Consider the following 12323-nt stretch of genomic DNA (forward strand, 5'->3'; position numbering starts at 1 on the left):
ATGGCTGATCCCGCACGGGCTGCCAAGTTGGCGCAGCGGATTAAGGTTGTTGTTGCCGAGGCCCTGGGCCGGAAGGTTAAGGATCCTCGGCTTGAAGGCATCACTATTACCGATGCCCGGGTGACCAACGACCTGCAGCACGCCACCCTCTACTACACCGTGTTTGGTGACCAGGCTGTCCAGGCTGATGCTGCCAAGGGTCTTGAGAAGGCCAAAGGCGTGCTTCGCCAGGAAGTGGGCCGGAACGTAACGGTCCGGCTGACTCCCAGCCTTGAATTCGTGGCCGACCAGATTCCCGTGGTTGCCTCCAACCTCGAGGAACTCCTCCGGGCCGCGAAGAAGCGCGACGCCGAGGTTGCCGCCCTCGCCGAGAAAGCCAAGCACGCCGGCGACGCCGATCCCTACAAGCGTGACGTACCTGCCGATGTGGAGATCGACGAGGACGATTTCGACGAAGAGGACCTTGACGTCACCGACGACGAAGAACTCGACGAAGACGGCAACAAGTAGGCCTCTGACGCACCACAGCGTGGCTTACAGGAAGGCCCGGACTGCAACTGCAGTCCGGGCCTTCCTGCGTCTGCCGGGCTAGGATCTAGCTATGACCCTGGCGAGCGAGAACCATGAAGCTTCCCGATACTTGGAACAGGCCGTTGAACTGGCCGTGAAGAACGTTGCCGACGGCGGTGGTCCCTTCGGTGCGCTGGTGGTGACCGTGGACGGACGCGTCCATCAAGGCATCAACCGCGTCACCCGGGACAACGACCCCACGGCACACGCGGAAGTCGTAGCGATCCGGACGGCCGCGGCGGCCACAGCGAAGTTTGACCTGCGCGGGGCTGTTCTCTACACCAGTTGTGAGCCATGCCCGTTGTGCCTGGCGGCCGCCCTCTGGGCCCGCATCGACCGTGTCTACTTCGCCGCCGACCGGCACGGAGCCGCCGCAGCAGGCTTCGACGACGCAGTGTTCTATGACTATTTCAGCGGCACCCGGCCGGAACTGTTGCCGGTCGCCCAGGCTGCTGTGTCGGCGTCGGACGCCCCGTTTGAAGCGTGGCGGCGCAATAGGCACCGCACACACTACTGACCCGGAAGGCAGAATGCCCAGTGGAGCCCGGCGCAGCGGAACCAACGCTCATCAAGTGCCCCAACTGCGGGAAGACCAACAGGGTTCCCGCCGACGCTGCCGGCCGTCCACGCTGCGGCAGTTGCCGGTTGGACCTGCCCTGGATCGTTACCGCCGGCGATCACAACTTCGCCTTGATTGCAGAACGGTCCCCGGTTCCCGCACTCATCGATTTCTGGGCTGCCTGGTGCGGTCCTTGCCGGATGGTGAGCCCGGTGCTGGACAAACTTGCCGTGGAACGGGCCGGCCGGATCAAGCTCGTTAAGGTGGATGTTGACCGTTCCCCGCAGCTTTCCCGTCGGTTCGACGTGCAGGCCATCCCCACGCTGATGGTTATCGTCGACGGAAGAGTGGTAGCCCGGCAGGCGGGGGCGGCCCCTGCGGCGGCGCTTCGCTCCTGGCTGGATGGGGCGTTGGCCGACAGCCGCAGTTAGGGCTTCTTTACTCACGTGCGCTCGGGCAACCGGCCAACGCCCTCCACCAACTCGTCCAGACCGCCGCACAGCGCGATCCGCACCCAACCCTCGCCGATCGAGCCGAAGGCCGTTCCAGGCGCAAGCGCCACCCCCGAGCCGGCGAGGAACGAGCGGACCCAACCCCGGACGTCGCCCTCACTCACGTGGGAAACGTCGGCCCAGAGATAGAAGGCCCCTTGCGCGCTCAAGTACGGAATCCCCTTGGCGTCGAGGATGGCCGAAGCCGCATCCCGGTTGGCCCGGTAGTGGGCGTGGGTGTCCCGGACGTAGTCCTGCGGTCCGGTGAGGGCCGCGAGCGCCGCATACTGCGAGGGCGACGCAACGCAGGAGACAATCGCCTCCATCACGTTGTTCATCTTCTGCTCCAGCCCGGGCGGGCAGACCAGGGCACCGATCCGGAGGCCGGTCAGGCCGTACGTCTTGGACAGCGTCAGGGACGTGAAGACGCGCGCCTCACCGGGCTCGTCGCTGTCGAACCGCACCGGGCTGACGTGGGGAACATCGTAGGTGAAAGCCTCGTAGCATTCATCGGAAATGATCCAGAGGTCGTGCCGGCGGGCGAGTTCCACAAGTTGCCGCGTCAGTTCCTCGCCGAGGACTGCGCCCAAGGGATTAGAGGGCGAGTTCAGCACGAGCACGCGCGTCCGGTCCGTGATGAGGGCCTCGATGTCCTGGATCCGGGGCTGGAAGTCCTCCTCGGGATACAGCGGATACCCCACCGGGACGGCGCTGAGGAGCCGGCTGGTCATGGCGAACGTTGGGTAGCCGGGGTTGGGGATCAGGATCTCATCGCCGGGGGAGAGCAGCAGGCTCATCGCAAGGTGCAGGCCCTGCTGCGCGCCCGCCACCACGTACACCCGCTCGGCGCCGATGCCATGGCTGACGCCGGCGCTAAACCTGGCAGCAAACGCTTCGCGGAGTGCCGGGATGCCGGCGTTGGGTGTGTAGTTGGTTTCGTCCCTGTCCAGGCATGCCATTCCGGCTTCAAGGACGTGGCGGGGGAGTGCGAAGCCCGGCTCGCCGATACTCAGGACGATCGCCCCGGGACTGCGCCAGGCGGCCTCTGTGATTTCGCGGATCTGGTTGACGGGTACGTCACGCGCGTGCGCGGCAAGCTCAGGCATGATTGCCATCCTAGCCGTGGCCAGGATCCGGGGCAGGCCCGGATCTGGCCTGAGGGGTGTGGGCCGGGGCCGCCGTCGGCGCCGATATACTGGGAGGCGTGCTTTCTGGACTGGTGATAGTGGACAAACCGCAAGGATGGACCAGCCATGATGTGGTTGGTCGGATGCGGCGCATCGCCGGAACCCGTAAAGTAGGGCATGCAGGGACGCTGGATCCCATGGCCACGGGCGTCCTGGTGGTGGGCATTAACAAGGCCACTCGACTGCTCACCTACATCGTGGGCACCTCCAAGACGTACACCGCCACCATCCGGCTGGGCCAGTCAACCGTCACTGACGATGCCGAGGGCGACGTCGTTGCCTCCACCAGCGCTGCCGCGGTTACGGATGAGGCCATTCACGACGGCGTGGCGGCCCTTACGGGGCTGATCCAGCAGGTGCCCAGCAGCGTCAGTGCGATCAAGGTCAACGGCGAACGGGCGTACGCCCGGGTTCGCTCCGGCGAAGAGGTCAAGCTCGCTGCCCGCCCCGTCACGATTCACCGCTTCGAAGTGCACAGCATCCACCGGGAACACGGCGCCGGGCCGGAGGGCTCCGCGGTAGTGGACATCGACGTCACAGTGGAGTGCTCCTCCGGCACGTACATCCGCGCGCTGGCCAGGGACCTGGGAAACGCGCTGGGTGTCGGCGGGCACTTGACGGCGCTCCGCCGCACCCACGTTGGCCCCTACTCGCTGGAGCAGGCACGGACGTTGGAACAGTTGGCCGAGGAACTCCAGGTCCTGGAGATGTCCGAGGCCGCCAGGGCGCTGATGCCCAACAGGGAGCTCACCGCCGAGGAAACCACGGAGATCTCCTTCGGCCGCAGGATCGCAGCTGGCGCCGAAGCAGGCAGTCCCAAGGCTGCCACCGCTGATCATCCAGCCGCCGCCTTTGCCCCTGATGGCAGCCTCGTGGCGCTCCTGGCGGATTCGGGCAACTTTGCCAAACCCGTCCTGGTGTTCGCGCCCGGCAATGGCGCCCGGGAGTCTTAGGCGTGGACGCATATTTCTACATCATCCTGGCTGTCGGCCTCCTCTCCAGCGGCATCTGCCTGGTGGCCGGGATCCTCAAGAAAGCCCCCAACGACCTCACCATCCTGTCCGTTGCCGGCGTCGAACTGGCCCTCGTGGTCTACCTCGTGGGCTCCATTGTCAGGGTGATGGCTGGCGAACCCATCGCAGGCGAAGCCTGGGAGTTCTGGGGCTACCTGGTTACAGCCATGCTCCTGCCGCCCGCCGCCGTCTACTGGTCCATCCTCGAACGGACCCGCTGGAGCAACTTTGTCCTGGCCGCCGTCGGGGTGACCGCCCTGGTTATGGCCGCCCGAATGAACCAGATCTGGTACTGAAGTGGAAGAAGCCCGCAACGTGAAATCACCTCGCTCCGAAGCGACGCCGGACAAGGCAAACCCGTCTGCCGAGGACACGCGGAACACCGGCCCCGGCAGGCTCCTGATCGCCGTCTATGCTGTGTTCGCCATCTCCGCCACCGCGCGGGCGGGCTACCAGATCCTGACGAAATTCTCCGAGGCACCTCTGGCCTACCTGCTCTCAGCATTCGCCGCCCTCGTGTACGTGGTGGCTACCGTCTCCCTGGCCAAGCCCGGAAGTACCTGGTTCAAGGTCTCGCTGGCTGCGGTGCTGGTGGAATTGGTGGGCGTGGTGGTAGTGGGAGCACTGAGCGTGTTTGACCCGGTCCAGTTCCCGCACGAAACCGTCTGGTCGCTGTTTGGCCGGGGGTATGCCTTTGTTCCGCTGGTGCTGCCGATCCTTGGCCTGGCCTGGCTGTACAGGCGGCGCCCGGGCAAACGCCAAGCAGCGGCTTGATCGTTTTCCGCTCCCGGGCCGGCCGGCCGCCCACGTCCGCGGCGCCGTCCTGGTGGGCCCGTGATACCGGGTAATCTTAGAGAGTTCCGGCGCCGGTCAGGCGCCGCGTACATGTCAGTTGCAGGCAGTAAAAGGCGAGGGTGATGGTCTACATCTGGAACGATCCGTCCGAGGTCCCGGCGGACTTCGGTCCATCCGTTGTCACTTTCGGCAACTTCGACGGCGTCCATCGCGGCCACCAGCAGGTGCTGTCCCAGCTGATCCGGTCCGCCCGCCGCAACGGCACCAAAGCCGTGGCTGTGACCTTCGATCCCCACCCCGCAGTGATCCACCGTCCGGAGTCGGCGCCCGAGATGATCATGGGCCTTCACGACAAACTCGAAGCCCTGGGGGAACTGGGCCTGGACGCCATCCTGGTGATGAAATACTCCCTGAACCTGGCGGCCCTTACGGCCGAGGAGTTCGTGGGCCAGGTACTCGTTGACAGCCTCCACGCCAGCCACGTGGTGATCGGCCACGACGCCCGTTTTGGCCGCGGCAACTCCGGCGACCTGGACACCATGAAGCAGCTTGGCGAGAAGTTCGGTTTCGACGTCCAGGTCATCAGCGAGTTCGGCTCGGAGGGCTACCCCCTGCATGACGACGACGGCAAGGACCGCCGCTGCTCCTCCACCTGGGTGCGTGAGGCACTGCGGGAGGGCGACGTCGCCACGGCCGCTGCCGTGCTCGGTCGCCCGCACCGGATGCGCGGCGAAGTGGTCCACGGTGCTGCCCGGGGACGGGCGCTTGGGTTCCCCACGGCCAACCTCGCCCATGAAGCAACGGGGCTCATCCCTGCTGACGGAATCTACGCCGGGTGGCTCGTTGACCAGGCCGGCACCCGCTGGCCTGCGGCCATTTCAGTTGGTTCCAACCCCACATTTGACGGCGTCAGCCGCCAGGTCGAAGCCCATGTGATCGACCGTCCGGACGAGTCCGTGGAGGACTTCGATCTGTACGGCCAGACAGTAGTGGTGGAATTCGTGGCCAGGCTCCGGGGGATGGTGGCCTATCGTGGGCCTGAGGCACTGGTGGACCAGATGCGCCTGGACGTGGTCCAGGCCCATGATCTCCTGGTCCGCCGCTGATCGGAGCACCCGCCAGGAAAGGCAGCCGAAGTGACCATTGAAAAGAACACCAGGAAACTGGACAAGGGCATTGTCCGCGATTTCAGTTCCCGCATGAGCTACGCCTCGTACTTGCAGTTGCCCACCCTCCTCAGCGCCCAACAGCCCGTCAGTAAACCCGAACACCACGACGAACTGCTGTTTATCATCCAGCACCAGACCACCGAGCTGTGGCTAAAGCTGGTGCTTCATGAACTCCGCAGCGCAGCGGCCTGGCTCCGCGCCGACGACCTCGGCTCCGCGCTGAAGGGAATCGCCAGGGTCAAGCACATCCAGAAGACGCTCACGGAACAGTGGTCGGTCCTGGCCACGCTCACGCCCACGGAGTACTCCCAGTTCCGCGGCTTCCTCGGCAACTCATCAGGCTTCCAGTCCAGCCAGTACCGGGCCGTCGAATTTATCCTCGGCAACAAGAACCGCAAGATGCTGCCGGTGTTCGAATCCGATCCCGAGGCGCACTCCATGCTGGAGGAGTTGCTCACTGCCCCCAGCATCTACGACGAATTCCTGTCCTACCTCGCACGGCAGGGCTTCGACGTGCCCCTCTCCGTCCTGGAGCGGGACGTCACGCGCGCCCACGAATTCTGCCCGGAACTGGTGCCGCTGTTTAAGCACATCTATGAAAACGCTGCCGATAACTGGGGAGCCTACGAGGCCTGCGAAGAGCTCGTGGACCTTGAGGACAACTTCCAGCTATGGCGTTTCCGGCACCTCCGCACCGTGCAACGGACCATCGGCATGAAGTCCGGAACAGGAGGCTCCAGCGGTGCCGCTTTCCTGCAGAAAGCACTTGAGCTGACCTTCTTCCCCGAACTCTTCGCCGTCCGGACGGAGATCGGCCAGTGAGCATGGATGCCGGGAAGGTGAACGGACAGGAAACACGGCAGGACCCCGACGGCGGCGCCCTCCTCCGGCGGGCGGCAGAACTGGATGCCGCGGACCCGTTGGCTCCCTACCGGGACCTCTTTATCGGCACCGACACGCCACTGTCCTACTTGGACGGCAACTCGCTGGGCCGCCCGCTCAAGCGCACGCCGCAGGACATCAGTGACTTCATCCGGGACAGCTGGGGCGGACGACTGATCCGTGGCTGGGACGAGGAATGGCTTGAACTCCCGCACACCATTGGCGACCAACTGGGGCGCGCCGTCCTCGGCGCCGCCCCGGGCCAGACTGTCATCGCAGACTCAACAACAGTGGTGCTCTACAAGCTCATCCGCGCGGCCGTGGCAGCAGTGGGCGACACTGAGCGCACCGAAATCGTCCTGGACACCGATAACTTCCCCACTGACCGGTACCTCGTGGAGGGCATCGCCCGCGAGGAAGGACTGACCCTGCGGTGGATCGAATCCGATCCCTCGTCCGGGGTGAGCGTCGCACAGGTGAGGGAGGCAACCGGCCCTGCCACCGCCGTCGTACTTTTGAGCCACGTGGCCTACCGCTCAGGGTTCCTTGCCGACCTGGAAGCCATTACTGCCGCCGTCCATGACGCCGGTGCCGTAGTGGTCTGGGATCTCTGCCATTCCGCAGGCTCGGTGGAGATCGACCTGGACGGCGCCGGCGTCGATTTCGCAGCCGGATGTACGTACAAGTACCTCAACGGCGGCCCGGGTTCACCGGCCTTCGCGTACGTCAACAGCCGGCACCTGCCGGGGCTTCAGCAGCCGATCTGGGGCTGGATGGGCCGCAAAGACTCGTTCGAGATGGCCGCCGGCTACGAGCCCGCGCCCGGGATCCGGAGTTTCCTCAGCGGCACACCGGCCATTTTTGGGATGCTCGCGATGCGCGGCACCTTGGACCTCATCGAAGAAGCCGGCATGGCGGCCATTCGGGAAAAGTCGTTCAAGCTCACCGGCTTTGCCGTGGAACTGTTCGAAGCATGGCTGGAACCCCTTGGCGTCAGATTGACATCACCGCGCGACCCGCAGCAGCGGGGGAGTCACATCACGGTGGACCATCCGGCGTTCCGCGACGTGACGGCTGAACTGTGGGAGCAGGACGTCATCCCTGACTTCCGCGCACCCCAGGGAATCCGGATCGGTTTGTCGCCGCTGAGCACGTCCTTCGAGGAAGTCCACCGCGGCGTGGCCGCCATCCGGGAACGGCTGGAGGGCCGCGGTTTCGACAACCCGCGCGGCATGCCGGTAAACTAAACGTTGGATCCGGCTGCAGTCCGTGGCGGCTGGTTCTTGTTATGTGCAGGGACTCCGGGAATTTCCCAGGGATTCCCGCGCTGGCACACCCGGCAGTGAGTTACTGATTCGGGCCTCACGGCACATCTCTAGGAGTTATTGTGGCACTTGACGCCGCTGTAAAGCAGTCCATCATCAAGGAATACGCAACCGGCGAAGGCGACACCGGTTCACCGGAGGTCCAGGTTGCAGTCCTGACTCAGCGGATCAAGGATCTCACTGAGCACATGAAGGAGCACAAGCACGACTTCCACACCCAGCGCGGTCTGCTGGCCATGGTTGGTCGTCGCAAGCGCATGCTCACCTACCTCAAGAAGACTGACATCGCCCGCTACCGTGCGCTCATCGAGCGTCTCGGCCTGCGCCGCTAGTCTGATTTAGGGGCGGCCCTTTCCTTTGCCGGAACGGGCCGCCTTCTTCAGTAGAAAAACTAAACAGGAGGATCAACCGCATCACGCATTCGCGGTCCTCGGTAGTGATCCCCGGGAAGCTTCGTTGACTGAAGCCCGGCCCGTGGGTCTCGATCGATGACCGGGTGCAGTGCAGGCCAGTAGACAGATGCTGGGCTGGGTTGATGCGGCTGGACTTCCGTTCAAATCAAGAAACGGAGGTGACTCTCTTGGAGGGTCCCGAAATCCAGTTCTCAGAAGCAGTCATTGACAATGGCCGCTTTGGCAAGCGTGTAATCCGCTTTGAAACCGGCCGCCTCGCCAAGCAGGCAGCCGGCGCAGCCATGGTGTACATCGACGAAGACACCGCGCTGCTGTCCGCAACCACTGCCGGCAAGCACCCGCGCGAAGGCTTCGACTTCTTCCCCCTGACGGTCGACGTCGAAGAGCGCATGTACGCTGCCGGCCGCATCCCGGGTTCGTTCTTCCGCCGCGAAGGCCGCCCGTCCACCGAAGCCATCCTGGCCTGCCGCCTGATGGACCGCCCCCTGCGCCCCGCCTTCATCAAGGGCCTGCGCAACGAGGTCCAGATCGTGGTCACCGTCCTGGCGATCAACCCGGACGAGCTCTACGACGTTGTGGCCATTAACGCCTCCTCCATGTCCACGCAGCTCTCCGGCCTGCCTTTCTCCGGCCCGATCGGCGGCGTCCGCGTTGCCCTCGTCGCTGACGAGAACGGCTCGCAGTGGGTTGCTTTCCCGAAGCACTCCCAGCTTGAGAACTCCGTGTTCAACATGGTTGTGGCCGGCCGCATCGCCGGTGACGACGTCGCCATCATGATGGTCGAAGCCGAGGCCACGGATAACTCCTGGAACCTCATCAAGGAACAGGGCGCCACCGCTCCCACCGAAGAGGTTGTCTCCGAAGGCCTCGAGGCTGCCAAGCCGTTCATCAAGGCACTGTGCGACGCCCAGGCCGACCTCGCCGCCCGTGCTGCCAAGCCGACCGTCGAGTTCCCGGTCTTCCTCGACTACGAGGACGACGCCTACGCCGCTGTTGAGGCTGCTGCCGCCGAGAAGCTCGCCGCTGTCTTCCAGATCGCTGACAAGCAGGAGCGCGACACCGCTTCGGACGCACTGAAGGACGAGGTCACCTCTTCCCTGGCCGGCCAGTTCGAAGGCCGCGAGAAGGAGCTGTCCGCAGCGTTCCGCTCGGTCACCAAGCACGTTGTGCGCCAGCGCATCCTCAAGGACCAGATCCGCATCGACGGCCGTGGCCTGACGGACATCCGCCAGCTCACCGCCGAGGTCGAGGTTCTGCCCCGCGTCCACGGTTCGGCCATCTTCGAGCGCGGCGAGACCCAGATCATGGGTGTCACCACGCTGAACATGCTGAAGATGGAACAGCAGATCGACTCGCTGTCTCCCGTAACGCGCAAGCGCTACATGCACAACTACAACTTCCCGCCGTACTCCACCGGTGAGACCGGCCGCGTGGGCTCGCCCAAGCGCCGCGAAATCGGCCACGGTGCCTTGGCAGAGCGCGCACTCGTGCCGGTGCTGCCGTCCCGCGAGGAATTCCCGTACGCCATCCGCCAGGTGTCGGAGGCCCTCAGCTCCAACGGTTCGACGTCGATGGGTTCGGTCTGCGCCTCCACGCTGTCCATGCTCAACGCAGGTGTGCCGCTGAAGGCAGCAGTTGCAGGTATCGCCATGGGCCTGGTCTCCGACCAGGTTGACGGCCAGACCCGCTACGCAGCCCTCACGGACATCCTGGGTGCCGAAGATGCTTTCGGCGACATGGACTTCAAGGTTGCCGGTACGTCCGAGTTCGTCACGGCCATCCAGCTGGACACCAAGCTCGACGGCATCCCCGCCTCCGTGCTGGCAGCAGCACTGAAGCAGGCCCGCGAAGCCCGCCTGCACATCCTGGATGTCATCAACTCCGCGATCGACACCCCGGATGAACTCTCCGAGTTCGCGCCGCGCGTCATCGCGGTCAAGATCCCGGTTGACAAGATCGGCGAGGTCATTGGGCCCAAGGGCAAGATGATCAACCAGATCCAGGAAGACACCGGCGCCGACATCTCCATCGAGGACGACGGCACGGTCTACATTGGCGCCACGAACGGTCCGTCTGCTGACGCAGCACGCTCCGCCATCAACGCCATTGCCAACCCGCAGGTCCCGGAAATCGGCGAGCGTTACCTGGGTACGGTCGTCAAGACCACCACCTTCGGTGCCTTCATTTCCCTGACTCCGGGCAAGGACGGCCTGCTGCACATCTCCGAGCTGCGCAAGCTGGCCAGCGGCAAGCGCGTGGACAACGTTGATGACGTCGTGTCCGTGGGCCAGAAGATCCAGGTGGAAATCACCAAGATCGACGACCGCGGAAAGCTGTCTCTCTCACCCGTTGTGGCTGAAGAGGAAGGCGCCGGCGAGCCCGAGCGCGTTCACGCTTCCGCCGGGGCAGAGGGCTCTGCAGACTCCGAGTAATCGGCTCCTGCACCACACAGCATGAATCGGCGGGGCCGGTGGATGATCCACCGGCCCCGCCGCTGTTACGATGGCAGCCAGATCCGGCTGCCGCTCCCGAAAGGCTTCAATGACTGTTGTACCCCTGCCGCTTGAGCAGAACCAGCCCGGTGACACCTTCGTCCACGGAACCGACGGCGGCTCCGTCGTCAGGCGTTCGGTGCTCCCCGGCGGCGTTCGGGTGCTCACCGAGGCGATGCCGGGCCAGCGCTCGGCAACGATCGGTTTTTGGGTGGGTGTCGGGTCGCGCGACGAGGCCCCGGGACAGCACGGTTCAACGCACTTCCTCGAACACCTGCTGTTCAAGGGCACCAAGCGGCGCACGGCCCTGGAAATCGCCTCGGCATTCGACGAGGTGGGCGGGGAATCCAATGCCGCCACCGCCAAGGAGAGCACCTGCTACTTCGCACGCGTGCTGGACTCCGATCTGCCTATGGCCATTGACGTCATTGCCGACATGATCACCGGCGCCGTCCTGGATCCCGCCGAAATGGAGCAGGAACGCGACGTCATCCTCGAAGAAATCGCCATGGACAGCGACGACCCCACGGACGTGGCACACGAAAACTTTGTGGCTGCCGTGCTGGGCACGCATCCGCTGGGCCGCCCCATCGGCGGCACCCCCGCAGCCATCCGGGCGGTTGCCCGCGACTCCGTCTGGGAGCACTACCGCCGGTACTACCGCCCGGACGAGCTGGTCATCACCGCCGCTGGAGGCCTTGAGCACGAGGTCGTCTGCGGCCTGGTGGTGGAGGCGCTCCACGCCGCCGGCTGGTCGCTTGAGCCAGACGCAGCCCCCGTGGAGCGGCGCTCCACGGAGCGCGCGGACATCACCGGCACTGCCGGCCTGCATGTGGTCAAGCGTGCGGTGGAACAGGCAAACATCATCATGGGCTGCCCCACCATAGTGGCCACGGATGACCGCCGCTACGTCATGAGCGTACTCAACGCTGTTCTGGGCGGCGGCATGTCCTCTCGCCTCTTCCAGGAAATCCGCGAGAAGCGCGGCCTGGTGTACTCCACCTACTCTTTCGCTTCCTCCTACGCCGACGCCGGCTACTTCGGGATGTATGCCGGATGCACACCATCGAAGGTCCGCCAGGTACTGGATCTCCTCGGCGCCGAGCTGGACAAGCTCGCCGAAGGCGGGATTTCCGACGACGAACTCCGCAAGGCCGTGGGCCAGCTCTGTGGCGGGATTGTCCTTGCCCTGGAGGACACCGGGTCACGCATGTCCCGGCTGGGCCGCGCCGAACTGGTGTCCGGCGAGTACCAGGACATCGACGAGACCCTGCGGCTGATCAAGGCCGTCACGGCCGAGGAAGTCCAGGACCTTGCGAAGGAGCTCGCCGCAGCGCCGCGCACGGTCACAGTGGTTGGCCCGTTTGAGGAAACCGAGACTTTCGGGCTCTGAGCGGGATGTTGCTGCGCCCCGACATAATGGAGCT

Annotated in this window: 13 protein-coding genes; 12 read left to right on the top strand and 1 reads right to left on the bottom strand. The window is 64.9% G+C overall.

Annotated elements, in window-relative coordinates; translation table 11 throughout:
* From rbfA to trxA, 3 genes are all read left to right on the top strand, one after another.
* Positions 1–510 carry a 30S ribosome-binding factor RbfA gene (rbfA, locus tag ACLKOZ_RS11035; protein ID WP_337347604.1) on the top strand — a complete coding sequence of 170 codons (510 nt, stop codon included), beginning with the start codon at positions 1–3 and terminating at the stop codon, positions 508–510.
* A gap of 91 nt (positions 511–601) precedes the next feature.
* Positions 602–1087, top strand: a complete 486-nt coding sequence (locus ACLKOZ_RS11040; protein WP_436475054.1) for a nucleoside deaminase — start codon at positions 602–604, stop codon at positions 1085–1087.
* A 20-nt stretch (positions 1088–1107) separates the two neighbouring features.
* Complete coding sequence (trxA, locus tag ACLKOZ_RS11045) at positions 1108–1560, top strand: thioredoxin (protein ID WP_436475056.1); 453 nt, start codon at positions 1108–1110, stop codon at positions 1558–1560.
* 11 nt (positions 1561–1571) lie between these two features.
* Here trxA and ACLKOZ_RS11050 read toward each other — a convergent pair whose 3' ends face one another.
* On the bottom strand, positions 1572–2726 hold the full coding sequence (locus tag ACLKOZ_RS11050; protein ID WP_436475058.1) for a pyridoxal phosphate-dependent aminotransferase: 1155 nt from the start codon (positions 2724–2726) through the stop codon (positions 1572–1574).
* A 98-nt stretch (positions 2727–2824) separates the two neighbouring features.
* Here ACLKOZ_RS11050 and truB point away from each other — a divergent pair, with 98 nt between their 5' ends.
* The 9 genes from truB to ACLKOZ_RS11095 all read left to right on the top strand — a co-directional run bounded on the left by truB (position 2825) and on the right by ACLKOZ_RS11095 (position 12289).
* Entirely contained in the window at positions 2825–3760 is a 936-nt protein-coding gene (gene truB, locus ACLKOZ_RS11055) for a tRNA pseudouridine(55) synthase TruB (protein WP_436475060.1), read from the top strand.
* Positions 3761–3762: 2 nt separating this feature from the next.
* Positions 3763–4116 carry a hypothetical protein gene (locus ACLKOZ_RS11060; protein ID WP_337352241.1) on the top strand — a complete coding sequence of 118 codons (354 nt, stop codon included), beginning with the start codon at positions 3763–3765 and terminating at the stop codon, positions 4114–4116.
* 19 nt (positions 4117–4135) lie between these two features.
* Positions 4136–4594, top strand: coding sequence for a hypothetical protein (locus ACLKOZ_RS11065; RefSeq protein ID WP_436475062.1), 459 nt, complete (start codon positions 4136–4138; stop codon positions 4592–4594).
* Between the two features lie 143 nt (positions 4595–4737).
* The gene (locus ACLKOZ_RS11070; RefSeq protein ID WP_337347611.1) at positions 4738–5721 is read left to right on the top strand and encodes a bifunctional riboflavin kinase/FAD synthetase; all 984 of its coding nucleotides are present in this window, start codon (positions 4738–4740) and stop codon (positions 5719–5721) included.
* A gap of 30 nt (positions 5722–5751) precedes the next feature.
* On the top strand, positions 5752–6606 hold the full coding sequence (gene kynA / locus ACLKOZ_RS11075; RefSeq protein WP_337347612.1) for a tryptophan 2,3-dioxygenase: 855 nt from the start codon (positions 5752–5754) through the stop codon (positions 6604–6606).
* Between the two features lie 2 nt (positions 6607–6608).
* Positions 6609–7913 carry a kynureninase gene (gene kynU, locus ACLKOZ_RS11080; RefSeq protein WP_436475165.1) on the top strand — a complete coding sequence of 435 codons (1305 nt, stop codon included), beginning with the start codon at positions 6609–6611 and terminating at the stop codon, positions 7911–7913.
* A gap of 140 nt (positions 7914–8053) precedes the next feature.
* On the top strand, positions 8054–8323 hold the full coding sequence (gene rpsO, locus ACLKOZ_RS11085) for a 30S ribosomal protein S15 (protein ID WP_310166300.1): 270 nt from the start codon (positions 8054–8056) through the stop codon (positions 8321–8323).
* A 248-nt stretch (positions 8324–8571) separates the two neighbouring features.
* Positions 8572–10836, top strand: coding sequence for a polyribonucleotide nucleotidyltransferase (locus tag ACLKOZ_RS11090; protein WP_436475167.1), 2265 nt, complete (start codon positions 8572–8574; stop codon positions 10834–10836).
* A gap of 109 nt (positions 10837–10945) precedes the next feature.
* Positions 10946–12289 (top strand): M16 family metallopeptidase, encoded by a 1344-nt coding sequence (locus tag ACLKOZ_RS11095; protein WP_436475065.1) that lies wholly within the window; start codon positions 10946–10948, stop codon positions 12287–12289.
* The last annotated feature ends 34 nt before the right edge of the window (positions 12290–12323 follow it).

The organism is Arthrobacter sp. R4, assembly GCF_051365025.1.
Lineage (GTDB): Bacteria > Actinomycetota > Actinomycetes > Actinomycetales > Micrococcaceae > Arthrobacter.

What these genes read in the sequence shown, in the direction of transcription:
- rbfA (WP_337347604.1), top strand. Translation starts at nt 1, where the DNA reads ATGGCTGATCCCGCACGGGCTGCCAAGTTGGCGCAGCGGATTAAGGTT.
- ACLKOZ_RS11040 (WP_436475054.1), top strand. Translation starts at nt 602, where the DNA reads ATGACCCTGGCGAGCGAGAACCATGAAGCTTCCCGATACTTGGAACAG.
- ACLKOZ_RS11050 (WP_436475058.1), bottom strand. Translation starts at nt 2,726, where the DNA reads ATGCCTGAGCTTGCCGCGCACGCGCGTGACGTACCCGTCAACCAGATC.
- ACLKOZ_RS11070 (WP_337347611.1), top strand. Translation starts at nt 4,738, where the DNA reads ATGGTCTACATCTGGAACGATCCGTCCGAGGTCCCGGCGGACTTCGGT.
- kynU (WP_436475165.1), top strand. Translation starts at nt 6,609, where the DNA reads ATGGATGCCGGGAAGGTGAACGGACAGGAAACACGGCAGGACCCCGAC.
- ACLKOZ_RS11095 (WP_436475065.1), top strand. Translation starts at nt 10,946, where the DNA reads ATGACTGTTGTACCCCTGCCGCTTGAGCAGAACCAGCCCGGTGACACC.